This is a genomic window from Bacillus sp. 2D03 (assembly GCF_003946765.1).
GTDB lineage: Bacteria > Bacillota > Bacilli > Bacillales > Bacillaceae_G > Bacillus_A > Bacillus_A cereus.
Genome location: NZ_RPSJ01000007.1, coordinates 262,263 through 288,580 on the forward strand (window position 1 = coordinate 262,263; position 26,318 = coordinate 288,580).

Sequence of the window (26,318 nt, forward strand, 5' to 3'; positions counted from 1 at the left end):
CAGCAATTCTCCTTTACTTCGCTAACTGCCCTTTAGAGTATTCATGAATAAATGTAGTTAAACGTTTTAATGTATCCGGATTTACTTCTGGGAATACACCGTGACCTAAGTTAAAGATATAACCCGGCTGTTTCATCCCTTGATCTAAAATACCTTTTACATGTTCTTCAATAACAGACCATGGCGCAAGTAAGAATGAAGGGTCCATATTACCTTGTACCGCCTTATGAACGCCACGTGCACGTGCTTCTTCAATCGGTAAGCGCCAGTCTAAGCCGACTACATCAAGCGGTAAGTCGTGCCACTCATTCACTAAGTGTGCAGCTCCTACGCCGTGCATAATCATCGGTACACCCATCTTACGAACTTCTGCAAAAATACGCTCCATTGCTGGTTTAATAAATACGCGATAATCTGCTACATTTACTGTTCCAACCCAAGAATCGAAAATTTGAACTGCTTTTGCTCCTGCGTTTATTTGCGCTTTTAAATATGTAATAACCATATCTGCTAGTTTATCCATTAAAGCGAACCAAGCTTTTGGCTCTGCATACATGAACGCTTTCGTATTATGGTAGTTACGAGATGGACCGCCTTCAATCATATAGCTCGCTAATGTAAATGGAGCTCCTGAAAAACCGATTAACGGTACGTCTAACATTTCTGTCGTTAATAAACGAATTGTATCTAGTATGTACGGTACGTCATCTTCTGGATTGATTTCCCCTAGTTTTTCTACGTCTTGTAAAGAACGGATTGGATTATCAATAACTGGGCCAATACCTGATTTAATTTCTACATCCACACCAATTGCAGGTAGTGGTGACATAATATCTTTATAAAGAATTGCTGCGTCTACGTTATACTGATCAACCGGCAATTTTGTAACGTAAGCACATAACTCTGGATTATGTGTAATTTCAAATAAAGAATACTTTTCTTTAATCTTTCTATATTCCGGCTGTGAACGACCTGCTTGACGCATATACCATGCTGGTACATAATCGGTACGTTCCCCCCTACATGCTTTTAAAAATGTCTCATTTATAGTTCTTACCAAGACCCTTGCTCCCTTCCTTACCAATGCTTCGAATACGTTCGATATTTATCTTTTTTTACTATACAGCTTGTAAAAACAAAATGCATAATATTATGTACGTTGTTCATTAAATTGACACAAACATTCTTAAAAACGCTTACTATTTTCACAACATTCTTATTATAACACAGAGAAAAACTATGGTTTAGCTACTTTTGACTTTTCTCCTTCACGATTCGTTTGTGTATTATATGGTACAACGTAAAAGCTCGGTTTTGAAAATATGTTAACGAACTTTTCCTCATATTCCCCAGCACCATTTACAGTGCTAACATGTGTATGAATTCCGTTCTCCACTCTATAGATTCGGTACATAATTCTGTTATCTGGAAGTGGCGTCCAACTTAATTTTGCTTTAAATAAACCGAAAGGGCTAAATGATAGTTTCATTTTTACATCTTCAATTTTGCGCAGTCGAATCGGAGCGCCGATTGTTTCCACACCTTCAGGCTTCATAAACTTCTCTTTATGTTCTACATTAGCCTTCGTTAAAATTTTCTTAAACAATTTTGTCGCAGATGCACTTTCTCCTTGCAACTGATGCTCCTTATCCGTACGATCATAACCAATCCAAACAGCGCCTACTAAGTTAGGTGTATAGCCGACGAACCACATATCTCTTGCTCCCTTATCGTCATTTGGCAATGAAGTTGTACCCGTTTTTCCAGCTAACGCACCGTTATATACACCAACTCTCGCTGTTCCTTCCTTCACAACTCCTTCTAACATTTTCGTCATATACCATGCTGTCTGCTTCGAGAAGATTTTCGTCTCTACTTTTGGAGATTCCCCAATGACTGCACCGTGTCTGTTTAATACTTTATCAATAACGTGCGGTTCAATAATATTTCCATTTGCTAAAAATGAACGATACATTTTTACAAGATCAAATGTTGAAACGCCATTTTTTAGTCCCCCAAGCGCTGTACTTAAACCAGCATCTGCAATATGGACATTTCCTTTTTCTAAATATTGCTTTCCTTCTTCTACCCCTAACTCATTTAATAAAGAAACTGCCGGTACGTTTGCCGACTCTAAAATCGCATCATACATCGTCATTTCTTTTGAATACTCATGATTATAATTTCGAGGTTCATACCCTTCAAAAGAATTTCTTTCATTTGTTAATAAAGAATACGGATTATACTTTTTCGTTTCTAGTGCTGGTGCATAAACGATAAGTGGTTTTAAAACAGATCCGGGCTGCCTTTTGGCAAAAACACGATTAAATCCTCTCGGGACGTACTTTCTTCCCCCAATCGCCGCTTTAATCCCTCCCGTACGATTATCCATTAATAAGAAAGCACCTTGCGCCCCTTCTTCTTTCCCAGGAAAATTCCTTGCATCTTGAAACTGGTTATATGCTACCTTTTGAATCTTTTCATCCATAGGTACGACAAACGTATATCCTCCGCGAAGTACTTCTTGATGAGACAACCCGTATAAACGAGCGGCTTCATCTATGACCATATCAATATACGGCATATATGCAAGCTCATTTTCGTCTAAGTTTTTATATAAAGCAATCGTCTTTCCTTGATAACGAACGCTATCTTCGGCAGTCAAATAGCCTTGTTTATGCATAAGTGACAATACTAGATCGCGGCGTTCCTTACTCTTCTCTGCAGAATAGTACGGTGAATATCCGTTTGGTGACTTCGGAAGGCCTGCAAGCATTGCCCCTTCCTCTACTGTTAAATCCTCAACATTTTTATTAAAATATAACTTTGCTGCCGCTTGAATACCGTAAGCCCCATGACCAAAATAAATATGATTCATATACATTTCAAGAATTTGTTGCTTCGTATATTTTTGCTCTAATTGAAGAGAAATTGCGACTTCCTTCAATTTGCGCGTAAATGTTTTTTCACGAGTTAAAAAGACGTTTTTAGCGAGTTGCTGCGTAATGGTACTACCGCCCTCTACCTTCTCTCTAGCTAACGTATCTTTATAAAGAGCACGGAATATAGACGGATAATCAATCCCTTGATGCTCATAAAAACGAGAATCTTCCACCGCAACAAATGCCTGCTGCACATGCTTCGGAATTTGCTCGATCGGTACGAGCTCTCTATTCTCTACATATAATTTCGTAATTTCTTTCCCTTTCTGGTCAACGATACGTGATGAAGAGTGGAAAACGAGCTGCTTTTCATCCATCATATAGCCACCAGCTAACACGATAAGTTTATAGAGTACAATCGCTATTACGAACGTTGCGACGCCGCCTAATAAAGTCCACTTTACTTTCTTCATACATCGTCCTTCTTTCCAAATGATGGTACATTTATTATTTGAAAAAGAAGTATCTTTATGTATATAATCTTCGAAGTTTTTTAAGAGAGTTGATATAATAGAAACAAACTAGTAAGGGGGCATTAAAATGAAGGCTATTATTTCATACGAAACACCTCTAGAACAAGTACATTTCACTGCAAAAAATGATGAGAAAAATATGTTTTATAAAGAAAATACAGAAGAATCTGTAGAAGGCTCACTTCAGTATGACGTACTAGATGCTGTCGGTGAATTTAAAGGACAACCTGGCTATATCGTTTGTAACAATATTTCTGTAACAGACGAAGGTCGCCCTGTATTTGAAAACCGCTTTAAAAACCGCGCAGGCCTTATTGAAAACGAACCAGGATTCCAAGCAATCCGTGTTCTACGCCCATTAAGTAACGATACATATGTCATCTTAACGATGTGGGAAACAGAGCAAAACTTTAAAGACTGGACAGAATCACGTTCATTCGAAAACGCTCATAAAAAACGCCCTGCACAAGCAGAAGGACAAGCTCAGGCTCAGGCGCATCCACATGCGGAACAGCAGAAAAGTATTTTCTCTCGCCCTTCTTTTGTGACTACTTTTGATGTATTAGTTTAATTTTTTTGAGTTTGGAGTTCGGAAACCGCGGTATGTGAAATTATATCGGCGATTTTTCGAATATATCAGCGCAACTCGAATTATATCAGCGTTTTTCTGAATATATCAGCGCAACTCGAATTATATCAGCGATTCTTCGAATATATCAGCGCAACTCGAATTATATCAGCGTTTTTCTGAATATATCAGCGCAACTCGAATTATATCAGCGATTCTTCGAATATATCGACTTATCGACAAATCATGACACAAAAAGGAAACACCATTACACACCGGTGTTTCCTTTTTCTTTGTACCAATTATATATACGAAGTGAATCTTTTTTTCTCATATGCTTTACTTCATAACCCCGCCCCGCTACCGCTACAAGAGTTGTACATAATTCATCCTTTCTTTGAAAATACGATTGATTATAACCTACTGCTTGAACATGTCTTCTTCGCATTATTCCTGTATATTTCGAAAAATTACGATATACAACCGTTAGTTGATTTTCTCTTAATTCATAACCGCCACTTTTATATCTAGCATACGCAAGTAACGAAAACACGATAAATAACGGTAAAATAAAAAATAACGCAATATATTGTTTTAAATATATACTCACGCTAGCAATTAGAACTGTGAGTATGATACTTATTAACCAGCCCATAATGAAATAACGACGCAACGCTGTTTTTGGTAAGTGAGCGATCTCCGCTTCAATTTCATAAGGTAACTCTAAATATGTGAGCAGGTGCTGTACATCTTTTTTCTTCATAAAAGGATGCAGCATCACTTCATTACTTGCTGCTCCAATACTGTGAATTGCTTCCACTTCAACAGCGCAATAACCAAATGGCTGGCGAAGCATACATTCTTTTACAGTAATCGCTTGAATTCGGTGCAATTTTAAGACAAACTCTTTCTTTTCAAATAACCCTTGAACGATACGAATTTCTTCCCCTTTTCGCTCAATTTTAAAGTTTGCATATTTCAACACATATCCAGCCGTGGAAATAATCCATGAAATTGCCATTAAAATTAATGCTATTACAATTAGTTTATAAACACCGTTTCCCATCACATACGCTTCTACTTTACTTGTGAATCCTTCAGGAAGAACAAAATCAAACTTTGTGTAAAGAAGTACCAGTCCAGAAAACACTAGTCCGAACCGACCAGATGTAATCGCTGCTGCTAAAACCTCTTTCGCTGTTAACTGATAAACCGTCTTGCTTTCTTCCTCTTCTATTTCTTCTTTTACAGTAGTTTCTTTCTTATGTAATAAAGAGATTAAATGTTTTGCCTCGTCTTCTTTAATACCAGCCAACATCACTTCTGGTTCACTACCACCACCCGCTACTTCTATATTTAACTTCATAAGCCCAAGCATCTGATAAATGACATTAGAAGACGTACTAACATTTTGCACACGTTCTTTATTTAAATAACTTTCCTTCTTTACAAAAACACCGTGCTTTATATGTAAAATATTATTCTCAATCCAGTACACTTTAAAATACCATTTAATTGCTGAAAAAATAGCCATGATGAATAAAACAACCAGAAGGAAAAGATAAAATAAATACCAAGGTTCCACTTGTTCATCAGGTTTAAATAAAACAAGAATAATAAGTGGCAACAAACTCGCAACTCTAATACCTAACAATATCGTAATCGGATGTTGCCTCTTATACATCCTTATCACTCACTTTCGCAAGTTCTCCAATTTGTCTTTTTAGCTGTTCTGCTTCTTCTTTCGTTAAACCTGGAATACTATGAGAAGTTGCGGCTGTTGAAATGTGTAATTCTGCTAAATTATACTTTCTCATGATCGGCCCTTGCTCAATCGTTACGTGCTGCACACGGATCATCGGAATAAGTACGCGTTTTACAACGAACATTCCCTTTTGAATCTCAATCTCTTCTTCATTTAATCTGTAACTATAATAGCGCTGACGTAAATTTGGAAACACAAAATAATCAAGTGGAATAAATGTAATAGCTCCTGTTACTAATAGTCCAAACAACCAGCCCCACCAGTTAAAGTTAATCATAAAAAAGAAATACGCAATTACGACTGTTAGTATAACTGCCGTCCCAATTAAAGCGTGAATTCGCCACACTTTCAGCATATTAGAATGAATCTCCCTTTCTAACGGCTGCATCTCATCACTCCAATTCTATAAATTTATTACTTATATATTATCAAAAAATAAGATTTTATATACATTTTTGTAAATTTATAGTCAAATAAAAATATATGAATTAAAAGCATATTAAAGAAACACACACCTCAGTTTTGAAAATTATATATTATACATATGAATTATATTGAACTAAAATAAACCTTACATGATTCATGCAAGGTTTATCGTTTTATACACAATATATTTCATTATTGTTGAGATATACTAGCATCGCTTTCAATTCGCTTTTCTTTTTGGCTCAGTTTTTTATCTTTAGATTTTTTTAATGTTAAAGTCATACCAATAAAAATAAAAAGAATTCCTGTTATTTGCATTAAAGTTGGACGGAATCCAGTAAGTACAGTATCTAATAATATTGCCACTGCCGGATCCAAAAAAACTAATATTGAGATTGTTTTTGTAGATAAATAGCGTAAACTATCAAAAAACAGATAATATACTATCCCTGTGTGAATAAAACCAGTAGCTATAATATATGTCCAATTACTTTGAGTGAGGCCACTAAAAGCATCTAAATCTATAAATGGTATTAAAAGAAATATCCCCAAGAATGTTTGTAAAAATGTCATTGCATACGCACTCATTTTGTTAATCCCTTTACCAAATAAAGTTGTAAATGCATAAAAGAGAGCTGCAAGAAATCCCCATATCATACCTGAAGACATTAATGAACCGACAGAGAAACTTCCATCGATACCAGCAATTAATAAAGCTCCTGCAAAACACACAACTATTGAAATGATAGATATTAATGTTAATTTTTCTTTAAAGACGATACTTCCAATTAACAGTACAATTACTGGTGCAAGATGATAAACCGAGATAGCAATTGTAACTGACATATTTTCAAAGGCTTTAAATAAGAAAACCCAATTAAATACTAAGAAAAAGCCACATATTAAAACTTGAATAACTTCTTTTCGTTCCCATTTATCTTGTTTATATTGCCCTGTAAGCAACCAGCATACACTTAAAAATATTGTCGCAAAAATACACCTTACAAACACTAATTCAAACGAAGGTAAGTTTGTTTGAACTGAAAAGAATCCAACTGATCCAAAGATAACCATTGATGCTATCATCTTTAAAGCCGGTACCGTTTTCTCTTGCTTAAAACTTTTTTGAAGCAAATTAATCCCCCTCCAATAAAAACTCGGTTTATAGTGAGAAAAACACCAGCCTAAAAAAGGACAGGTGCTTTTCCTCAAAAACACTCAATTATAAATTTTTCCCAGCAGTCCAACCACCATCAATTACAAAATTAGAACCAGTAATAAAGCGGGCCTGATCAGAAATCAAGTACTCAATACATGAAACAATATCCTGCGGCAACCCCCAAGTATCTAAAGATTGATTACTTTTTATCATAGACATCAAGGCTGTATTACTAAAGTATTCTTCTGTAAGTTCAGTTCTAATAACACCGGGAGAAATGCTATTCACCCTTATATTTTGCTTCCCAAATTCCATAGCCATCTGTTTAGTCAATCCGATTAAAGCATGCTTTGATGCAACATAAGCAGCTCGCTCTGGTTCAGCCATTAATCCAGAAACCGATGCTATATTCACAATACAACCTTTTATTTTCGATTCACACCATCGCTTAGCTACTTCCCTAGAAAGGATAAATGGGGCTACTAAATTTACATCAATTACTTTTTTAAACATATCATCGGATAAATGTAAAACAGGTGTTATCTCTCGAATACCAGCTGCATTTATTAATATATCAGGAGAAAGCTTTTCTAAATCTAATTGAGTAAAAAGATTATGAATCGCTTCGCTATTACTTAAATCAATTTGCACTACTTTCAAAGGCATATCTGTTTTCATATAATCTATTAAGTTATTATTATTAATATCAAGCGCTATTACATGAAATGATTTTTCTAAAAAGTATTTTATACAAGCATGACCTATACCGCTATTGGCTCCAGAAATCATAATTATTTTATTCTCTCTCATTTTGTCTCCTTATAAGAAAATGTTACTAATAAAATATCACGAAAAGCTTCAGTACTACATTCTGTTCCAAGTGGCGTTACGGCATGGAAGACCTTTTGTCCAAATACTAAAGTTTCTAAAGGCTCCTTCAAACTTATAAACTGATTAATTTCCCGTGGAGAATTAGCTATTAAATTATCTCCGCCAATAGCTGTATTACTTAAATTCATAAGGTGTAAAAACACTACTGGTTCATCATCTTTATGTAACCAAATAGGCGAACTAAAAGATGGTCTTTCTTTAGTAGCTTTATACCTTACTTGATGTAACCCTATAATTAAATCTTTACTTGTATCTATTATATTTGTTTTAAATGCAAATTCAGTATCGAAACGCACGATATTTTGAATTAAAGGATTATATAAAAAGCTATCATTTATGCTATTGAACTGTCTAACTTTCCCGCCATCATCATAGTTATATTCTTTAGATTGGAAGTAATCATTACTATTATCTAAAATATAATCTGGTGAATCAACATACTTTATATACCTTGAATAAGATCTAGCACGACATTCACCGTACGCATCATCTGCCAAATTATAATAATCTAACTGTGCTTGTGTTAATAAACTATGATTCTCTTCCTCTTGTAAAAAGATTTCATTTGAGATTTCAAGGAATCCTTTAGATTCAAATTCATGTACCTTTTCTTCTATGCTAAAGCCACTCATTTTACTAAGAACAAACGTCATTATAAAAACCTCCACACTATTGTATTTTTCTTTCTCACCCTATGTTAGAAATGCAATACGTAACCGAGATTCTTGCTTAATAAAATTTTAAATTATGATATTCAATTAATACATCAAATGAAATATACGCAACTCATTAAAATTATTTATTAAGCAATATTATATATCCTTTCGGGTGTTTTTTCTAATTATCTGAAGATTTATCAACATTAGTCTTAATATTCAAAAATAAAGAAATAGATTTTTCAGAAAGATAAAACTGCGCGTATTGCAATTATTTATGTATATAACTTTTTTAAAAATTATATTTTAAATATAGCTAGTTTTTTATAAATTTTTTGATATAATTACATACGGGAAAAGGGAAGAACTTTGTCTTCCCTTGTGTTTTTATTTGCATCTAGTACTTTTGCTAGATGCTTTTTTTTATGCTAAAAAAGGTATCCTCAAATACTTTGAGGATACCTTTTCACCTTTATTATCTCTGCTGTTTTCTACCTAATATGAGTAATCCAAAACTCATCATTACAAGAAGTGCTCCCATATATAGTTCCACAGGCATTTTCTGCCCTGTCTTCGGTAATTCTTTTTCAAGTTTCTCTGGATTCGGTGTCCCAGGCTTTTCTGGATTCGGTGTTCCAGGCTTTTCTGGATTCGGTGTTCCAGGTTTCTCCGGATTCGGTGTTCCAGGCTTTTCTGGATTCGGTGTTCCAGGTTTCTCCGGATTCGGTGTTCCAGGTTTCTCCGGATTCGGTGTTCCAGGTTTTTCTGGATCTGGTGTTCCAGGTTTTTCTGGATCTGGTGTTCCAGGTTTTTCTGGATCTGGTGTTCCAGGTTTTTCTGGATCTGGTGTTTCTGGGCCTGGTGGCGCTAAATGATTCAATTTGTTTAATACTTCTAATTGAACTGCATTTATCATTCCATTTGTAATTTCAAATGGAATTGGATTAGTTAATTTTTCATAACCTTTTGGTGCTTCTACTTCTACTAGTGTGTAGTTACCTACAGATAGATCTGTGATTTTTGCCTTTCCATCTTTATCTGTTGTTACTTTCACTACTATTTTTCCCTTTTCATCATGAACTTCAAACACAGCTCCTGATAAGACTTCCTTGCTTTCAGCGGCCATTTTTGTAATCTCCACTGAACCTTTGTCTAACTGTTCATTCTCTACTTGCAATGATAAGACTTTCGTCATACCTTTTGTAATTTCGAATGATACTGGCTTTTCTAGTGGTTTGTAGCCTGCTGGTGTTTCTACTTCTACTAACTCATACTTTCCAATAGATAAATCTGAAACGTTTGCTTTTCCTTCTTTATCCGTTGCTACTTTCGCAACTACTTTGCCTTTTGAGTCACGTACTTCAAATACAACATTTTCTAATGGTGCTTTACTGTCTTTATCTATTTTTTTGATTTCTACATTCCCCGTATCTACCATTTCATTTTCTACAGTGAACGCTAAAGATTTTATCATACCTTTTGTAATTTCAAATGGTACAGGCTTTTCTAGTTTTTTGTAGCCTGGTAAACTCTCTACTTCTACTAGCTTGTACTTTCCTACTGATAAATCTGCAACTGTTGCTTTTCCAGCTTTATCTGTCGTTACTTTCGTTACTACCTTGCCTTTGTCGTCTTGAACTTCAAATGTTACGCCCGCTAATACTGCGCCACTTTCTTTGTCTACTTTTGTAATCTCTACTGAACCTTTATCTAACAGTTCGTTCTCTACTTTCAATGATAAAACTTTTGTCATACCTTTTTTGATTTCGAATGATACTGGTTCTGTTAATTGTTTGTAACCTGGTAAGCTTTCTTTCTCTACTAATTTGTACTTTCCTACAGATAAGTCTGAGATTTTTGCTTTACCATTTTTATCTGTTTTTACTTCCGTTACTACTTTTCCTTGTTCGTCTTGTACTGCGAAGACTACGTCTTCTAATACTTTTTGACTATCTTTATCTACTTTTGTGATTTCTACTGAACCTTTGTCTAACTGTTCATTCTCTACTTTTAATGATAAGACTTCTGTCATACCCTTTTTAATTTCGAATGATACTGGCTCTGTTAGTTTTTTGTAGCCTGGTAAGCTTTCTTTCTCTACTAATTTGTACTTTCCTACAGATAAGTCTGAGATTTTTGCTTTACCATTTTTATCTGTTTTTACTTCCGTTACTACTTTTCCTTGTTCGTCTTGCACTTCGAAGACTACGTCTTCTAATACTTTTTGACTATCTTTATCTACTTTTGTAATTTCTACTGAACCTTTATCTACTAGTTCATTCTCTACTTTTAGTGATAAGACTTCTGTCATACCTTTTTTGATTTCAAATGATACTGGTTTCGCTAGTTTTTTATATCCCGGTAAGCTCTCTACTTCTACTAGCTTATATTTTCCTACTGATAAATCAGCAATCTTTGCTTTTCCTTCTTTATCTGTCGTTACTTTTGTTACTACTTTATCTTTTTCATCTTGCACTTCGAATGTTACGCCCGCTAATACTGCGCCACTTTCTTTGTCTACTTTTGTAATCTCTACTGAACCTTTATCTAACAGTTCGTTCTCTACTTTCAATGATAAAACTTTTGTCATACCCTTTTTGATTTCAAACGATACTGGTTCTGTTAATTGTTTGTAGCCTGGTAAGCTTTCTTTCTCTACTAATTTGTACTTTCCTACAGATAAGTCTGAGATTTTTGCTTTACCATTTTTATCTGTTTTTACTTCCGTTACTACTTTTCCTTGTTCGTCTTGTACTGCGAAGACTACACCTGCTAATGCTTTTTGATTATCTTTATCTACTTTTGTGATTTCTACATTTCCCTTGTCTAACATTTCGTTTTCTACTGTTAAAGCAAGAGATTTTGTCATGCCTTTTTCAACTTGGAAAGTAATCGGATCTACTAATTGTTTATATCCTTTTGGTGCTTTTACTTCTACTAACTTGTATGTGCCGACTGATAAATTAGTAACTTGTGCTTGTCCTTTTTTATCTGTCGTTATTTTAGCGACTACTTGTCCTGCTTCATCTTGAATTTCAAAGACTGCATCAGCTAAAGCATCTTTATTTTCTTTATCTACTTTTGTAATTTCTACATTTCCTGTATCCACTAATTCATTTTCTACTCTTAGCTTTAGCGCTGTTACTCTACCCTTTTCAATTTCGAATGAAATTGGCTTTTCTAGTGGTTTGTATCCTGCCGGTGTTTCTACTTCCACCAACTCATACTTCCCGATAGATAAATCTGAAACGTTTGCTTTTCCTTCTTTATCCGTCGTTACTTTTGCAACTACTTTTCCTTTTAAATCACGTACTTCAAATACAACATTTTCTAATGGAGCTTTACTATCTTTATCTATTTTTGTTATCTCTACATTCCCTGTATCCACCATTTCATTTTCTACTTTTAATGATAGAACCTCGGTCATGCCTTTTTTGATTTCAAATGATACTGGTTTTTCTAGCTTTTTATAACCAGGTAAACTTTCTACCTCTACTAATTCATACTTTCCTACAGGTAAATCTGAAACATTTGCTTTTCCATCTTTATCTGTCGTTACTTTTGTAACTTCATTACCCTTTTCATCTTGGACGATGAATGTTACTCCCGCTAACGGTGCTTTATTATCTTTATCTATCTTTGTTATCTCTACATTTCCCGTATCTACCATTTCATTTTCTATTTTTAATGATAGAACTTCAGTCATGCCTTTTTTGATTTCAAATAATACTGGATCTGTTAGTTTCTTATAGCCTGGTAAACTTTCTTTCTCTACTAATTTGTACTTTCCTACTGATAGATCTGAGATTTTTGCTTTACCATCTTTATCTGTTTTTACTTCCTTTACTACTGTTCCAGCTTCATCTTGCACTTCAAAGACTACGCCTTTTAATGCTTTTTTGTTGTCTTTATCTACTTTTGTAATTTCTACTGAACCTTTATCTAACTGTTCATTTTCTACTTTCAATGATAGGACTGTTGTCATACCTTTTGTAATTTCGAATGATACTGGTTCTGTTAGCTTTTTGTAGCCAGGTAAACTTTTCGTCTCTACTAATTTGTACTTTCCTACTGATAAATCTGAGATTTTTGCTTTACCATCTTTATCTGTTTTTACTTCTGTTACTACTTTTCCTTGCTCATCTTGCACTTCGAAGACTACGCCTTCTAATACTTTTTGGCTATCTTTATCTATTTTTGTAATTTCTACTGAGCCTTTGTCTAACTGCTCATTTTCTACTTTTATCGATACAGTTTTTGTCATACCTTTTGTAATTTCAAATGGTACTGGTTCTGTTAGCTTTTTATAACCTGGTAAGCTTTTCGTCTCTACTAATTTGTACTTTCCTACTGATAGATCTGAAACGTTTGCTTTTCCATCTTTATCTGTTACTACTTTTCTTACTACTCCATCTTTCTCATCTTGGACTTCAAATTCGACACCCGCTAATACTGCCCCGTTTTCTTTATCCACTTTTGTGATTTCTATATTCCCTTTGTCAACCATTGCATTTTCCACTTGTATTGGGAATATGCCGTCCCCTGTTACATTTACTTCGAACTCTGTTTCTTTTAATTGGTATCCTTCAGGTGCTTTCGTTTCTTTTAAAATATATTTTCCTAGTGCTAACGGTTTAGAGGTTGCCTTACCATCTTTATCTGTAACAATATGTTCGACTACTACACCGTCTTTTACTATATCAAACTCTGCATTTGCTAATGGTTTTTCACCATTTTCCGAATCAATTTTCTTTATTTCAATTTGACCCTTTTGCACAGTATTTTTAATTTCAATTGTTTTTGTTTCTCCAGCTTGAAGTGTAACCTCTACTGGGCTTGTTAATTTTTGATATCCTTCTGGTGCTACTGTTTCATAAACTTTATATGTCCCCGGAGCTAAAGTTTGAGGTACTGAAAAACCTTTTTCGTCCGTTGTCAGTTTTGCAACAACTTCATTTGCACTATTTCGAACTTCAAATTCGGCACCTTTTAACCCTTTGTTCGGATTCTCAGAATCTATTTTATGAAGCGATACTGTACCATCTTTTGGAGCTTCAGGCGGTGTAATAGTTACTTCTTTTGATGTTAATGTTTTATCATCAAAATGTAATTCCGCTTTATTAGGAATCTTCTTATCTACGTAAGAAGATAAGTCTGCATTATTTTTAATTTTCGCCTTGATACTAAGATTAATTATCTGGTCTTCATATGACTTATAGTCAAAATTCTCATCAAACGTAAATGTTACTTCACTTCTTTGTTTATCTATCTTTAGCGTTCCTTTAGAAGTAATATCTTGGCCATTTTGATCATACACTTTTGCCTCTAATACTTCTAAAACATCTTCTAAATCATCGCTAATTACCATTGATGTGTATTTAGGAGGATCGTTTGGTATATGTGTACCAACTTGATATTGAATAACTTGATTCATTTGTGTTAGCTGCTCATTCTCTACAAGCTTGCCATTCTCATCAACTATATTTTTTTCAATGCTAGGTGGATTATCGTCACCTGAACCGGTTCCCCCTCCACCACTTACAAATACTTGTCCTACTTTTTCTTCAGTTTTAATATTTTTACCTTCTAATTTCACAGTATTTTTATGAGGCTTTGCAGCAGGATTAGTAATCTTTGTTTTATATCTTAAAATATAACCTTTTGAACTGTCTGGAAATTCAATTGTAAATCCAGCCTTTGTTGCATTTATTTTAATGTTAGATAAATCTGCTGGCTTAATATTTGTTGGTGCATAACCATCTTCAAATACAGCCTCTTCTAATACTACGCTGTCTGTAATTAACTCATGCCCAGGTCCTAATGTATCTGTTAATTTAAGATCTTGCATTTCTGTTCCAGTCGCATTTACATATACAAGCCAATCAGCAATGGACGGATCTTCTTGATTATAAGAACCCCATTTCAATAGATTATCTGTATTGGGCTGTGGCTTCGGTCTCTCTGTAGTATTACTTACATTTACTTCTTTATTTACGATTTGACCATCAACGTTAAATTCTAATGGAATTTCTTTAACACCATCATATGCTTCTAGACCAAAGTAGAATTCTACGAATAAAGAACCTTTAATGTTATTCTTTCCTTCTACGTAATCACCCATAGTACACGTTAATAGACCCTTTTTCATCTCACATGTACCAACTGTTTTTCCTTCAGCATCTTTTAAAGGAAAACTCATATTCATAAGGTCTTTCCGAAACTCTTTTGGCATATCAATTGTGAATTGATCTCCACTTTTTATTTTTTCTTTAGCTGACCACTTCACTTCTACTTTCATACCATCTGAGGCTTGATATGGTTCAGATGTCGTGCCATCAGTACGGGAAATATTAATTTCGTCCACTGGACTTTTCATCACAGCAGCTTGAATAACTGGAGCCCACACATTCAGCACTGAAAATAATACTAGAAAAACTAATGAAACCATTGAAATATGTGTTTTAGTACTTTTCATTTGCATAGTTCCCTCCTATTTTTTTATATTTATATAACAAAAAAGACCGTCCGGTTGCATCAAAAATGTGCAACCAGACGATCTTAGTAACCAATATGTATTACCGTAGACTCTAAGCTTTGCGGCCTATCCTTTCGAATAGTGTGCTAAAAATATCTTTTATTCTTTTTTTGTTTCATTTTCCTCTTAAACCAAATATTACTATACCGTCTGGACGGTTATAATTCAATACTCTATAAAATTGTTCTATTTTTCTAATAAAAAAAATAATTCACCACTACATTAAAGAAGCAATGGTGAATCATTTTAAAATTATATAGTTCGTATATTCTATTTATATGAATTACTAATAAGAGCTTGAATCACTTTTTCTCTTAACTCGGGGCTTAGTCTTCCAACCCCTAAATATTCCGAATACCATAATCCATCTGCTGCTAATCTAATAATTGTTGCACAAACTGAATCTATCTCATCATTTTCTATATTTTTTTGTAGTTGCTGAAATGATTGTTGTAATGGCTCAAGTAATTCAGGTTTTAACATGAGTGCTGCCATCATACTGCTAGACAACTCTTCTGTTCTTCTCTCATTACTTAATCTTTCCTCTACAAAAGAGCGAATCCATCTCCCTTTCCTCTCTGAGTCTTCCGCTACTTTATTGTAAATGGCCCCTTCATAATCCTCTACCCCTCGGACTATCATACCTTCTATTAAAGCTTCTTTATTTGAAAAGTGATACAATAATCCACCTTTGCTTAAACCCGCCTCTTTTGCCACTGCTTCTAAAGTTAATTTAGCAACCCCTTTACATTGTACAATTTGAGAAGCGGCCGCCAAAATCTTTTGCCGCGTTATGCTTATACTCATTCCTTTTTAAAACCCCATTTCTACTAAATTTATATAAATACGAATCTTATTTTTAATATTGTTGATTACTACTAAGTATTTTCTTTATACAACAAAAGCTTCATTACCTTTGAATTTTTAGTTACTTATTCTATTAAAAATTTCCATATCATTCAATATGATAACATCAAATACACAACATTGACTATACATCTATACTTTCATATTCATTCCTAATATATCCATTAATAAAATTTACCGATTTAGTCCTTCTTATTACTTTATAAGACGGCAGTAATTCTTTCAGCACTAAATAAAAAATGTTATTACTCCCATTGAATTGAGTAATAACATTTTACTTAACAAATTCGCTGCCAACTAGCATCCTTCACATCTTCACTAGTCGGTTTTCTAACTGATCCAATAAAGTGAAACTTTATATCCGCAACATGGACAGGTGTATTTCATTTTGTCACTCCATTATTAACTTGTTTTCCCATATATTCCGAATCACAAAGAATGTAACAGCACAAATCATAGTTATCCCCATGAAAAATGTATTAGAATCTTCATATGTAGTTGGAATGCCTACCGTTACGAAAACAATACTAAAAGCTAAAAATAGATATAATAATAAAGATATAATATAGCTTAGTTTAAATCGTAAAATGATACCTCTAAACAATAGCTCACCAAGTAGACAGCCACCTAAAATAATAGGTACTCCGAAATACAATGTAAGGACTCCCATTTGCTCAGTAGATTGAATTATCTTTCCAATTATGTTCGGCGAAACCAGCTCACTATTGTTTCCCATCCTATCATATAAATCAAGTGCTGTTGCTGAAATAAAGAAACTTAATATAGAAAATGAATACGGTATTAAAAATTTGCTCACTCTCATTCACCTCGCTTTTTTCTTTACATATATTATTCATTATTTCCTATCATTTTCACATAAAAAAATAACCCTCTATGATAAAACATAGAGGGAAGCATTTCTATATAAAAATCTATACCTTATCCTGAAGTGAATCCCGAAAATAGGACAAATATCAAAACACCTAAACCATCTGCTATCTGCTCCCTACATTCTTTAGGGTAGATAGTTTATATGTTTTATTAGAAAGTAGTGCCTTCTTTTTTATAATATTCTTTTGAAATCTCTTCATAAAATGCGGCTGATGTCGCGTAGAAATAAGGTGCTAACCATAAGAAACCGATTCCTATAGTAAGAATACTTAATATGAACCAGCCTAAGAAACTTAAGCATAGTAAAAAGTAATCCATTTTATGTCCATTCATCATATGACGACTCTCAGTAATTGCTTGATTCGCTGTATATTCTGGATGATCATTCAAAATAAAATATGTCATAGAATAAGAAAATGATTTAATAATACCTGGAATAATAAGAAGTAATGTCCATAGAGTCAAGTATACATACATTAGTAAATATGTTAAAAACGACTTCATCAACTTACTTCCATCGCTAAACCATCTAAATATATGACCAATGCGAGCATCAGTCCCACGAATTGCATTTAAAACAAGATAATAGGCACCTATTGTTAATGGACCAATAACAAGCATTACAATAATACTTACTGTAAGTGAATCACTTGCTTCTTCCCAACCCCAAAATATCGAAAAAATACCTGTGGTTAGCATTTCAACAGCTCCAATAAGGATCCCGATTAATAAGGTTGCCCCTACCGCTAATCCCCATCTTCCTTTTAATGCATCAAGTGCTTCTCTTTTCAACTGACTTATCATATATAACCTCCTAATACTATTTATATTTTAGTATACCATTTATATCAAAAACCCCATAGATTTTCCTTAAATAGAAGCAAATTACCTTTTTTCATATACTGTAGTTGTACTAATATATGGATTAAACCACTCTTTTCCCTATAACAAAAAAGCTTGCCCTTCATAATAGGCAAGCTTTCTCTGGTTAATTCTCACTTAACTTCTTCTTATACCAATCCTGCATTCTCTCCGCATCTTCTACTCTCGTATGCTCTATTTTGTAACTAGATGATGCACTCGAAAACTTATACGTACATAAATCCGCACGGCGCTGAAAATATGATTGTGTCTTCTCCATTGATTGGACATGTCTTCTTCTAATAAGTCCTGTATATTTTCCGACGCTACGATAGACAAGTGTAATTTGTTCTCCGTTAACACTGTAACCATTTGTTTTAAATGTTGCGTATCCAAGTGTAAAGATAAGGATTGCGAGCGGAATTAATGCCCACATGATGAAGTGCTTTTCAGAGTATATACTTATTCCAAGAAGCGGGATTGCTAGCATTGCGAAGAAGATAAAACTATCAATGAGATAGCGGCGCAATGCTGCTTTTGGTAATGCAATAATGTTTGCATTCAGTTCGTATGGTAATTGTAAATGGGCGAGTAACTGTTGTACTCGATCTTTTCGAATGATTGGGTGCAGTGTAACCTTTTCTTTTTCGTCACCCATTCCTTTACTTTGAATGACTTCTACTTGCACAGCACAATAACCGAATGGTTGGCGTAAAATACTTTCTTTTATCGTAATACCTTGAATACGATGCAATTTTAGTACGAGCTCTTTTTTCTCAAGTAATCCTTGTGAAATGCGAACTTCGTCATTTCTTCGATTCACTGTGAAATCGCCATGTTTTAACGCGTAACCGATTGTAGATATAATCCAAGAAAGAACGAGTAAAATGGCTACCATGAAAATCCAGCCATATATATCATGTTCCATTACATACGACTTTACGCCATTCTCTATCCATTTCGGAATGTACTTATCTACTTGGTGATAAACGAAAAAGATTAAAGAGAATAATAGTCCAAATTGACCAGATGTAACAGATGCTAATAAAACCTCTTTCCAAGTTAATTTATATTCTGTCGTTTGTTTTTCCTCTGTAACAATTGCTTTTTCTACTACATTTTCTGTTGCTTCGTCTAACGTTCCTTCTGCTTTCACTTCTGGAGTTGGCTCATTTAGCAAAGCAATAAGCTCCGCCGCTTCTTCTGCCGTAATACCAGCTAAGCTAACTTCTGCTTCATCGCCCCCACCAGCTGTTTCAATCTGAATTTTTTTCAAACCGAGCATTTGATATAGTACGTTAGAACTTGTATTAATCGTTTGAACACGTTCTTTATTTAAGTAGCTTTCCTTTTTCACGAAGAGACCTTTTTTCACATGTAATACGTTATTTTCAACCCAATATGTTGTGTAATACCATTTTTCAAATGCTGAAAAAACGGTGAGTAAACCAAATGCTGCAGGAATTAAATACCAAAACGGGAATTTTCCGTTTAAGCTAAACATGAAAATAATGAGTGGTATAAAATCTGTTATTTTTAATTCTAATAACATCGTGATTGGATGCTGCCTCTTATACATCCTCATCACTCACTTTCGCTAATTCTGCGATTTTCGTTTTCAACATTTCTGCTTCATACATCGTTAAGCCTGGGATGCTGTGAGAAGTTGCTGCCGTTGAAATGTGTAATTCTGCTAAGCCATATTTTCTCATAATTGGTCCTTGTTCAATCGTTACGTGCTGCACACGAATCATCGGTACTAATACGCGCTTTACGACAAAAAGACCATGCTGAATTTCAAGTTCTTCTTCATTTAGTTGGTAGCTGTAATAACGTTGACGTAGTTTCGGGAATAAGAAGTACGCAAATGGTGCGAACACAACTGTTAGCCCAATCATCACATACAAAATCCACGCCCACCAATCAAACTTTATCATGAGGAAAAGGTAAGCTAAAATAACGAGTATACCGATCCCTTCTTCAATTACAGCACGAACTTTCCACACCTTGACCATGTCAGGGTGAATTTCATTTTTCAATGGATCCATGTAACCACTCCAAATCTAGTAATCTAATATATGAATTCTCTCAATCTATATTTTACGTAACTTTACAGAAAATTGAAATTTAATCTTCTTTCTTCTCAGGAATAAAATATCCGAACCAAAGTAGCCAAATGAAACCGATTAACTTCATCCAATTTCCATCCGCTTGAAAAGCTTCAATCATACCTGGTATTTTATAAACCCCAATAAATCCAAGAAAACCGAGCCACCAGTTTTTTTGCATTTTCATTTTTACTCCTCCTTCATGACGTTTTTCACATTTCGAATCCAAATTTCTTTATACTTTAACTGGAATCCCATGAGCATATAGTTGCTCATATTATCGATCACGAGTGCTAGCGTATGAGCATTTTCTTCCGTTTCATGTTGTGACACTACGTCAAGTTCTACGCCTTTCTTCAATAAATCGTGGAAACCATTTAAGAAATCTTCTTGTATTTCAAATAAGCGTTTCTGATACTTTTCATTTCGCGATGCAGTTACGATAAATTCGTTGATAACGCGTAATATCCCTTCTTGCCCTTCATATTCAGAGAGCATATGTAAACCATCAGCAATTAACTTTTCTGCAAAGTTTTCTTTCGTATATTGCTCTTTATCGAAATAACTCACGAAATGATATCCAGAGAAAATTTCTTCAAATAAAAAATCGATTAACGCTTCTTTAGAAGAAAAATGATAATAAATAGCCGGTTTTGAAATACCTACCTCTTTCGCAATCATGGAAAGACTCATCTTCTCAATGCCGTGTTCTGCCATAAGTTTAAATGATGCCTCTACAATGTTTTGCGATGTTTGTAAATTCTTCGTCATACTGTACCTCACTTGTTTTTACTTACCGGTCGGTAAGTAAATTATAAAATAAAACGAAATGATTTTCAATTTAGTTAGCGTTCTAGAAGGTGTTTATTGGAAATTACAGAAAGTTATAAAGTAAAAGCAACATATAACAATAAGGAGGATATCATATGGGACTTGGTGGTAATGGCGGTAGTGGTGGTAATGGCGGCGGTGAAGCAGGACAAGCTGGTAAGAGCGGATTTTCATTAATCATTGTACTTTTTATCGTATTGATTATAGTTGGAGTTAGCTATATCGGACTTGGCTTCTAAGAAAAGGCGTCCTACGTTACACATGTAGGACGCCTTCTTTTTAATCCCTATTCAGCAATCGCATACGATAACAATTCATCGTCACTTCTCCAAGTCTTTGCAGCAATTGATAGTTCGCATATGCGCCGACTGGGGCACCGATTACCGGGACGAGCTGAAGCATTTTTGCTAAATCGATATAGTCTCGGTATTCTGTTTGGAACTTTTCCCAGTCCATATGATTTTCTTTTTCTGTATCCCACGTTTCAATTGCTTTCCATATTTCTTTTCTGTGATTGTCACTTGAAAAGGCGAGCTGGAAAACGTGAAGGATAAAAAGACGCTCTTCTTGTTTACTCGTATCAAATCCGTACAACGTTGCTGCATCGAATAAAAATTTAATTTTAATTGTAAGTAGAAGCGGAAAGTCAGCAAGACCGAGGAGAATACCGCCAGCCCCCGTCCCTGCTCCTTCTGCCGCTGCTATTTTTTTGTACTCATCCATTTTTTTACGTACTTCATCGTCTCGTCTTTGCAATGACCATGTCGTCTCTTTTAGCTTCGGCTTTATAAAGTTTGACCCGGCGCTGATCGTTTGCACCATCATACGAATCGTCTCTGTTAGTACCTTTTGTACTTTCGCCGGAATGAGCTGTTGCACTTTCGTCTGCACTTTTTTGGAGAACCGTGTCATCATAGAAGAATCTTTCATGAATGTAGCTTTCCACTGCTCCAATTCTTTTATAACCTTCTCTTCGTATGTAATCATGGGTTCATTCCTTTCAATTTAAACGCTCAATGCGCTTCGCCCCGTATTGGTAAACAAAACCGATACTAAATAATATGCTTACGATAAGTAAAATTCCTGTCATCATGAAATCTTTCGTTGCTAGTGCAAATATAACTGTAAAGATTACGCTCCCTATGATTAGAATCGCGTTTAATAAAGTAAGAAAGTCTTTCTTCTTCTCTTCTCCCCCTACCGGATACAAATCAAGCCAAATCTTCATGCGGTGATGTTTCCATAAAGTTAAGAGCTGATAACCGATTAAGTATAGGAAAATAAGGCTTACGATAAATCGTCCATATAAAAACGGAATGAAGTACAAAATAACTCCTCCAAGAGCGAGCAAACGCACATATAATCCAAAATAGTTACCTGATCTTAAAAACGTTCTCGTATATAAGTATAAATATGTACGCTTTTCACCAATCATCGAAAGAATGAAATCGAGCCATTTTCTGCGTGCTACTCTTTCTTTTAATGCTGGTACATCAACGAACATGTTCGCGATGCGGTACAGCAGCATCATCTTCTTACCTTCTTCAGAAATTAAATACTCCCAGTTTAGTGACTTTCCCTTTACCATTTGATGCATGATAGCAAGGTATAACACCATGAGAAGGACGATTCCACCAATGAAAAGAACTGAAGTACGTTCTACAAGGAAATATACAAATAAACCGTTTAGGATAAAACGAATGAACCAATCCGCTCTTTGTATATTTTGATCTGTTAAAAATGACTTTTCCCACGCTACAAATAAATTCCACGCTTTTACGATAACAAACGCGAGTACAATCCATATGTAAGCCGCTCCTGTTTGCTTCATTTGTTGGAAGTATAACGGAGCAAGCGCAGCTGCTACGATTGCGATTATGTATAACTGAATCATAAATGTAAAAAGAAATGCCTTTGTGAAGTAAGGTTTTAACTTTTCTTCAACTGGCAGTAAGTAAACGAGATCCGCTTCTTTTAATAATGTTTGAATGGATCCAGCCGTTAACACGAGTCCAATTAATACTGCCATTACGAGCGCCGCCGGAAACGAAGTTGTTAACGTTTGTAACCATTGCTGGTAATAATACGCTCCCGCACCAATGATGAACACGAAAATAAATTTCAAATGATCATTAAATACGTATTTACTATATGTACGAACTTCTTTTAGAAAGTGACGAAATCGTTCTTTCCATAACGCTGTGCTATTCATAATCTTCTTCCTTTGTTAGCGCGATGTAAATATCATCTAACGTTGCACCTGGCATATTAAACTGTGATTGCAGTTCAGATAATGTTCCCTTCGCTCTTACTTCACCTTGATGCAAAATAATGAACGAATCACAATAACGCTCTGCCGTCGCTAAAATATGTGTGCTCATTAAAATACCGGCACCACTCTTTTTCATTTGGTCCATCATTTGAAGAAGGGATTGAATCGCTAACGGATCTAATCCAACGAAAGGTTCATCTACTATGTAAAGAGATGGCTCCACTAAAAATGCGCTCATAATCATTACTTTTTGTTTCATTCCTTTTGAGAAATGAGATGGAAACCATTTTAAACGATTTTTCATACGAAACTCTTGTAGTAGTTGTCCTACACGTTCTTCATATTGTTTTTCATCAACGCCATACGCCATAGCTGTTAATTTCAAATGCTCTTCTAACGTTAATTCATCATATAATACCGGCGTTTCCGGAATGAATGAAAAGCTAGAACGGTACGCTGTCATATCATCACGAATTGTTTTCCCATTAATTGTGACAGTTCCTTTTTTCGGTTCCATTAAACCGATAATATGTTTAATCGTCGTACTTTTACCAGCTCCATTTAAACCGATTAAGCCGACAAGTTCGCCTTTATTAACAGAGAACGAAACGTCTTTTAATACAGGTCGTTTCGTATATCCTCCTGTAACATTTTCTACACGCAATAACTCGCTCATACGACACCACTTTCTTCATTAGTATTCATTCTATATTCATCTTACCAAAAATTATGCTGTACTACATAGTATCCATGTACTCAAAAAAAATTTTTAAATTTATTAGCATATATTTTTCCGAAAGCGGACATCATAATTATTGAAGAAGGAACACATTGAAAAAGCAACCACCTATTGATGAGTACAACAACATAGTGAAGTCATCATGAAATGGGGTGTCCAAGTTGGACAATGAAATTTACACATAACCAGATCATTTGTTTCATTTTCGAAACGGGGTGTCTCTGAAAGAGCATATACTGTTTTAAAAAATAAACAATTTCATTTTAAAAAAGATTGCAATTCATTTCACTTGAAAATGGGGTGTCTACGGCAGAAACTTTAGCCGATTTACCGTGCATTTCTTAAATAAATGAGGTGTCTGCGAAACGTAAATTACGATAATGCTTTTTCAATCCCTCTTCAGAAAACAGGAAGCTGAGTCAGCTTCCTGTTTTTCGTGTTTGTTCTCTTATGTAATTATGGTAAAATACGGCTAAGGATATTTGAAAGGATGAGATCAATGAATCATACAGCAGACAATTGTATTTTTTGTAAAATCATTGACGGGCAAATCCCTTGCTCAAAAGTATACGAAGATGAACATGTGCTTGCATTTTTAGATATTAGTCAAGTAACAAAAGGACATACTCTTGTTATTCCGAAAGTTCACAAACAAGACATTTTTGCGTTAACGCCAGAAATCGCATCACACATTTTTTCTGTCGTTCCAAAAATCGCAAATGCGATTAAAGCAGAGTTTAATCCAGTTGGCTTTAACCTACTTAACAATAACGGTGAAAAAGCTGGACAAACTGTGTTCCACTTCCACCTTCATTTAATTCCACGCTACGGTGAAAAAGATGGTTTCGGTGCTGTTTGGAAATCACATCAAAATGAATACACTATGGAAAATTTACAAAACATCGCAAGTACAATTGCAAATAGTGTGAAATAATGACACTATAAGAAGGCGTAATACATAACAAGCCACTTCCCTGAAGTCATCAAATTCCGCATGGCTTGTTTCTTTACTTAAAATGCTCAGGGATGATTGTTTGTGCATAGCACATATAAGAAAGATATGCATATTTTTCCCATCATGAATACGAACAAAAAATAAGGAGGTCTCCTTTTATGTCAAAAGCTAAATCCTTTATTACAGGTGTTATTTGCGGCGGAGCAGTTGCTGGACTAGCTGTTCTTTTCTCAACTCCTTCTTCTGGTAAAGACATGCGCGGCAAGTTAAAAGAAAAAGGAAATGATATTAAAAAGACTTTAGCTGATATTACAGCTGATACGAAATTATTAAAGCGTCAAATTATTGAAACTGCTTCAGAAGGTAAAGAAGTGTTTCAAGAATTAAAAGATGACATGCAAGACACGCTTTCTAACTGGAAGCAAGATATTTCTCAAAACAAGCGCCATATTGAGAAAGAAATTTTGGACATCCAAAAGTCAATTGAGAAACTACAAGAAGCTGTTCCAGAAAAAGCGTAAACAAATTCCTGCTTAGTTTTTTGCATATAACAAATATTTTTTATATAAATTGACCTTGACACGGCATATCGTATAGATATGCCGTGTTTTTATGCATTTACAATATATGTTATCACTTAACATGTAAGGACAACGTATGTATTCACGACTCATAAAACGCTTCCATAGTTATGCATGATTTGTATAGAATGTCATTTTTCCGAAAAATTTTCACAATTCTCACAAAAAGACTTTATTAATTTTTATTTTACTGGCATAATAGATAGTAATGAAAAAAGAATGTTAAAGTGGGTGAGTAAATGAAAAGTGGAGAAAAAGATTACTCGGTAAAAGAAGCGATGATTTTCAGCCAACGCATTGCTCAATTATCGAAAGCGTTATGGAAATGTGTAGAGAAAGATTGGCAGCAGTGGATTAAACCTTACGATTTAAATATTAATGAACATCATATTTTAACAATTGCTTATCATTTAAAAGGGGCTTCTATTTCTGAGATTGCTAAATTTGGAGTTATGCACGTATCAACAGCGTTTAACTTCTCGAAAAAGCTGGAAGAACGCGGCTATCTTGTATTCTCAAAAAAGGAAGATGATAAACGAAATACGTACATTGAAATTACAGACAAAGGGGAAGAATTACTACTTCGCTTAATGGAAGAGTATGATCCTGAAAATAATTCAGTGTTTAATGGGGCTCTTGCACTTCGTAATTTTTATGGGAAGTTCCCAGAAAATATCGAACTGATTGCAATCCTGCGTAATATTTACGGACAAGACTTTATCGATATTTTTGAGAAATCATTAGAAGATATTGAAGAGAACTTTACAGAATCCGATCAAAAGTTAGTTAAGAAATAAT

The 26,318-nt window shown here is 34.6% G+C and carries 23 protein-coding genes and 1 riboswitch; of the genes, 5 read left to right on the plus strand and 18 right to left on the minus strand.

The genetic code is table 11. The features are described from left to right. Positions 1–13: 13 nt before the first annotated feature. Both hemE and EBQ15_RS17970 read right to left on the minus strand, forming a co-directional pair. The gene (gene hemE / locus EBQ15_RS17965; RefSeq protein ID WP_000252605.1) at positions 14–1,060 is read right to left on the minus strand and encodes a uroporphyrinogen decarboxylase; all 1,047 of its coding nucleotides are present in this window, start codon (positions 1,058–1,060) and stop codon (positions 14–16) included. Between the two features lie 177 nt (positions 1,061–1,237). Continuing rightward, positions 1,238–3,355, minus strand: coding sequence for a transglycosylase domain-containing protein (locus tag EBQ15_RS17970; RefSeq protein WP_000756281.1), 2,118 nt, complete (start codon positions 3,353–3,355; stop codon positions 1,238–1,240). Between the two features lie 127 nt (positions 3,356–3,482). On the opposite strand from EBQ15_RS17970, the gene hmoB reads away from it, so the two are divergent. Continuing rightward, positions 3,483–3,986: a heme-degrading monooxygenase HmoB gene (gene hmoB / locus EBQ15_RS17975; protein WP_000644099.1), complete on the plus strand. Its 504-nt coding sequence runs from the start codon at positions 3,483–3,485 to the stop codon at positions 3,984–3,986. Between the two features lie 265 nt (positions 3,987–4,251). Here the strand turns inward: hmoB and EBQ15_RS17980 are convergent, their stop codons facing one another. The 13 genes from EBQ15_RS17980 to EBQ15_RS18035 all read right to left on the minus strand — a co-directional run bounded on the left by EBQ15_RS17980 (position 4,252) and on the right by EBQ15_RS18035 (position 20,913). Continuing rightward, positions 4,252–5,667: a PH domain-containing protein gene (locus EBQ15_RS17980; RefSeq protein ID WP_000278148.1), complete on the minus strand. Its 1,416-nt coding sequence runs from the start codon at positions 5,665–5,667 to the stop codon at positions 4,252–4,254. Beyond that, positions 5,660–6,136 carry a PH domain-containing protein gene (locus EBQ15_RS17985; protein ID WP_001182725.1) on the minus strand — a complete coding sequence of 159 codons (477 nt, stop codon included), beginning with the start codon at positions 6,134–6,136 and terminating at the stop codon, positions 5,660–5,662. The genes EBQ15_RS17980 and EBQ15_RS17985 overlap by 8 nt, the downstream gene beginning before the upstream one ends. Before the next feature lie 230 nt (positions 6,137–6,366). Continuing rightward, complete coding sequence (locus EBQ15_RS17990) at positions 6,367–7,308, minus strand: DMT family transporter (protein WP_000939630.1); 942 nt, start codon at positions 7,306–7,308, stop codon at positions 6,367–6,369. A gap of 88 nt (positions 7,309–7,396) precedes the next feature. Beyond that, the gene (locus tag EBQ15_RS17995; RefSeq protein WP_001208941.1) at positions 7,397–8,143 is read right to left on the minus strand and encodes an SDR family NAD(P)-dependent oxidoreductase; all 747 of its coding nucleotides are present in this window, start codon (positions 8,141–8,143) and stop codon (positions 7,397–7,399) included. Further along, entirely contained in the window at positions 8,140–8,877 is a 738-nt protein-coding gene (locus EBQ15_RS18000) for a 2OG-Fe dioxygenase family protein (protein WP_000144823.1), read from the minus strand. Before EBQ15_RS18000 ends, EBQ15_RS17995 begins: the two co-directional genes overlap by 4 nt. 478 nt (positions 8,878–9,355) lie before the next feature. Beyond that, the gene (locus EBQ15_RS18005; RefSeq protein ID WP_033693066.1) at positions 9,356–15,361 is read right to left on the minus strand and encodes a SpaA isopeptide-forming pilin-related protein; all 6,006 of its coding nucleotides are present in this window, start codon (positions 15,359–15,361) and stop codon (positions 9,356–9,358) included. Between the two features lie 59 nt (positions 15,362–15,420). Then, positions 15,421–15,513, minus strand: a riboswitch (cyclic di-GMP riboswitch). Between the two features lie 172 nt (positions 15,514–15,685). Beyond that, positions 15,686–16,222: a TetR/AcrR family transcriptional regulator gene (locus EBQ15_RS18010; protein ID WP_000028008.1), complete on the minus strand. Its 537-nt coding sequence runs from the start codon at positions 16,220–16,222 to the stop codon at positions 15,686–15,688. A 451-nt stretch (positions 16,223–16,673) separates the two neighbouring features. Beyond that, positions 16,674–17,099, minus strand: coding sequence for a hypothetical protein (locus EBQ15_RS18015; RefSeq protein ID WP_033682783.1), 426 nt, complete (start codon positions 17,097–17,099; stop codon positions 16,674–16,676). Between the two features lie 224 nt (positions 17,100–17,323). Continuing rightward, a complete protein-coding gene (locus tag EBQ15_RS18020) occupies positions 17,324–17,977 on the minus strand; it encodes a DUF975 family protein (RefSeq protein ID WP_000625399.1) in 654 nt (217 codons plus the stop codon). A gap of 184 nt (positions 17,978–18,161) precedes the next feature. Beyond that, complete coding sequence (locus EBQ15_RS18025) at positions 18,162–19,613, minus strand: PH domain-containing protein (RefSeq protein WP_000278213.1); 1,452 nt, start codon at positions 19,611–19,613, stop codon at positions 18,162–18,164. Next, a complete protein-coding gene (locus EBQ15_RS18030; protein ID WP_000371357.1) occupies positions 19,606–20,082 on the minus strand; it encodes a PH domain-containing protein in 477 nt (158 codons plus the stop codon). Before EBQ15_RS18030 ends, EBQ15_RS18025 begins: the two co-directional genes overlap by 8 nt. A 79-nt stretch (positions 20,083–20,161) precedes the next feature. After that, positions 20,162–20,329, minus strand: coding sequence for a hypothetical protein (locus tag EBQ15_RS31225; RefSeq protein ID WP_000783813.1), 168 nt, complete (start codon positions 20,327–20,329; stop codon positions 20,162–20,164). 2 nt (positions 20,330–20,331) lie between these two features. Beyond that, entirely contained in the window at positions 20,332–20,913 is a 582-nt protein-coding gene (locus EBQ15_RS18035; RefSeq protein ID WP_000164831.1) for a TetR/AcrR family transcriptional regulator, read from the minus strand. Positions 20,914–21,068: 155 nt separating this feature from the next. Between EBQ15_RS18035 and EBQ15_RS18040 the strand changes: the two genes are divergently transcribed. Then, a complete protein-coding gene (locus EBQ15_RS18040; RefSeq protein ID WP_000522760.1) occupies positions 21,069–21,212 on the plus strand; it encodes a YjcZ family sporulation protein in 144 nt (47 codons plus the stop codon). A gap of 40 nt (positions 21,213–21,252) precedes the next feature. Here EBQ15_RS18040 and ecsC read toward each other — a convergent pair whose 3' ends face one another. From ecsC to ecsA, 3 genes are read right to left on the minus strand one after another with little or no spacing between them, the layout of a single operon-like run. Continuing rightward, on the minus strand, positions 21,253–21,960 hold the full coding sequence (gene ecsC, locus EBQ15_RS18045; RefSeq protein WP_000634143.1) for an ecs operon protein EcsC: 708 nt from the start codon (positions 21,958–21,960) through the stop codon (positions 21,253–21,255). A gap of 13 nt (positions 21,961–21,973) precedes the next feature. After that, positions 21,974–23,185, minus strand: a complete 1,212-nt coding sequence (gene ecsB, locus EBQ15_RS18050; protein WP_001089129.1) for an ABC transporter permease EcsB — start codon at positions 23,183–23,185, stop codon at positions 21,974–21,976. Then, the gene (gene ecsA, locus EBQ15_RS18055; protein WP_001292603.1) at positions 23,178–23,921 is read right to left on the minus strand and encodes an ABC transporter ATP-binding protein EcsA; all 744 of its coding nucleotides are present in this window, start codon (positions 23,919–23,921) and stop codon (positions 23,178–23,180) included. The genes ecsB and ecsA overlap by 8 nt, the downstream gene beginning before the upstream one ends. A 562-nt stretch (positions 23,922–24,483) precedes the next feature. Between ecsA and EBQ15_RS18060 the strand changes: the two genes are divergently transcribed. The 3 genes from EBQ15_RS18060 to EBQ15_RS18070 all read left to right on the plus strand — a co-directional run bounded on the left by EBQ15_RS18060 (position 24,484) and on the right by EBQ15_RS18070 (position 26,317). Continuing rightward, positions 24,484–24,918 carry an HIT family protein gene (locus tag EBQ15_RS18060; protein WP_001016835.1) on the plus strand — a complete coding sequence of 145 codons (435 nt, stop codon included), beginning with the start codon at positions 24,484–24,486 and terminating at the stop codon, positions 24,916–24,918. A gap of 179 nt (positions 24,919–25,097) precedes the next feature. Then, positions 25,098–25,460, plus strand: coding sequence for a YtxH domain-containing protein (locus EBQ15_RS18065; RefSeq protein ID WP_000030299.1), 363 nt, complete (start codon positions 25,098–25,100; stop codon positions 25,458–25,460). 299 nt (positions 25,461–25,759) lie between these two features. Next, the gene (locus tag EBQ15_RS18070; RefSeq protein ID WP_000834924.1) at positions 25,760–26,317 is read left to right on the plus strand and encodes an HTH-type transcriptional regulator Hpr; all 558 of its coding nucleotides are present in this window, start codon (positions 25,760–25,762) and stop codon (positions 26,315–26,317) included. The last annotated feature ends 1 nt before the right edge of the window (position 26,318 follow it).

What these genes read in the sequence shown, in the direction of transcription:
- EBQ15_RS18005 (WP_033693066.1), bottom strand. Translation starts at nt 15,361, where the DNA reads ATGCAAATGAAAAGTACTAAAACACATATTTCAATGGTTTCATTAGTT.
- ecsB (WP_001089129.1), bottom strand. Translation starts at nt 23,185, where the DNA reads ATGAATAGCACAGCGTTATGGAAAGAACGATTTCGTCACTTTCTAAAA.
- ecsC (WP_000634143.1), bottom strand. Translation starts at nt 21,960, where the DNA reads ATGATTACATACGAAGAGAAGGTTATAAAAGAATTGGAGCAGTGGAAA.
- EBQ15_RS17985 (WP_001182725.1), bottom strand. Translation starts at nt 6,136, where the DNA reads ATGCAGCCGTTAGAAAGGGAGATTCATTCTAATATGCTGAAAGTGTGG.
- EBQ15_RS17970 (WP_000756281.1), bottom strand. Translation starts at nt 3,355, where the DNA reads ATGAAGAAAGTAAAGTGGACTTTATTAGGCGGCGTCGCAACGTTCGTA.
- EBQ15_RS18010 (WP_000028008.1), bottom strand. Translation starts at nt 16,222, where the DNA reads ATGAGTATAAGCATAACGCGGCAAAAGATTTTGGCGGCCGCTTCTCAA.
- EBQ15_RS18035 (WP_000164831.1), bottom strand. Translation starts at nt 20,913, where the DNA reads ATGACGAAGAATTTACAAACATCGCAAAACATTGTAGAGGCATCATTT.
- EBQ15_RS18060 (WP_001016835.1), top strand. Translation starts at nt 24,484, where the DNA reads ATGAATCATACAGCAGACAATTGTATTTTTTGTAAAATCATTGACGGG.
- EBQ15_RS17980 (WP_000278148.1), bottom strand. Translation starts at nt 5,667, where the DNA reads ATGTATAAGAGGCAACATCCGATTACGATATTGTTAGGTATTAGAGTT.
- EBQ15_RS31225 (WP_000783813.1), bottom strand. Translation starts at nt 20,329, where the DNA reads ATGAAAATGCAAAAAAACTGGTGGCTCGGTTTTCTTGGATTTATTGGG.
- EBQ15_RS18025 (WP_000278213.1), bottom strand. Translation starts at nt 19,613, where the DNA reads ATGTATAAGAGGCAGCATCCAATCACGATGTTATTAGAATTAAAAATA.
- EBQ15_RS18020 (WP_000625399.1), bottom strand. Translation starts at nt 17,977, where the DNA reads ATGATAAGTCAGTTGAAAAGAGAAGCACTTGATGCATTAAAAGGAAGA.
- ecsA (WP_001292603.1), bottom strand. Translation starts at nt 23,921, where the DNA reads ATGAGCGAGTTATTGCGTGTAGAAAATGTTACAGGAGGATATACGAAA.
- EBQ15_RS18070 (WP_000834924.1), top strand. Translation starts at nt 25,760, where the DNA reads ATGAAAAGTGGAGAAAAAGATTACTCGGTAAAAGAAGCGATGATTTTC.
- EBQ15_RS17995 (WP_001208941.1), bottom strand. Translation starts at nt 8,143, where the DNA reads ATGAGAGAGAATAAAATAATTATGATTTCTGGAGCCAATAGCGGTATA.
- EBQ15_RS18065 (WP_000030299.1), top strand. Translation starts at nt 25,098, where the DNA reads ATGTCAAAAGCTAAATCCTTTATTACAGGTGTTATTTGCGGCGGAGCA.
- EBQ15_RS18000 (WP_000144823.1), bottom strand. Translation starts at nt 8,877, where the DNA reads ATGACGTTTGTTCTTAGTAAAATGAGTGGCTTTAGCATAGAAGAAAAG.
- EBQ15_RS18030 (WP_000371357.1), bottom strand. Translation starts at nt 20,082, where the DNA reads ATGGATCCATTGAAAAATGAAATTCACCCTGACATGGTCAAGGTGTGG.
- EBQ15_RS18040 (WP_000522760.1), top strand. Translation starts at nt 21,069, where the DNA reads ATGGGACTTGGTGGTAATGGCGGTAGTGGTGGTAATGGCGGCGGTGAA.
- hmoB (WP_000644099.1), top strand. Translation starts at nt 3,483, where the DNA reads ATGAAGGCTATTATTTCATACGAAACACCTCTAGAACAAGTACATTTC.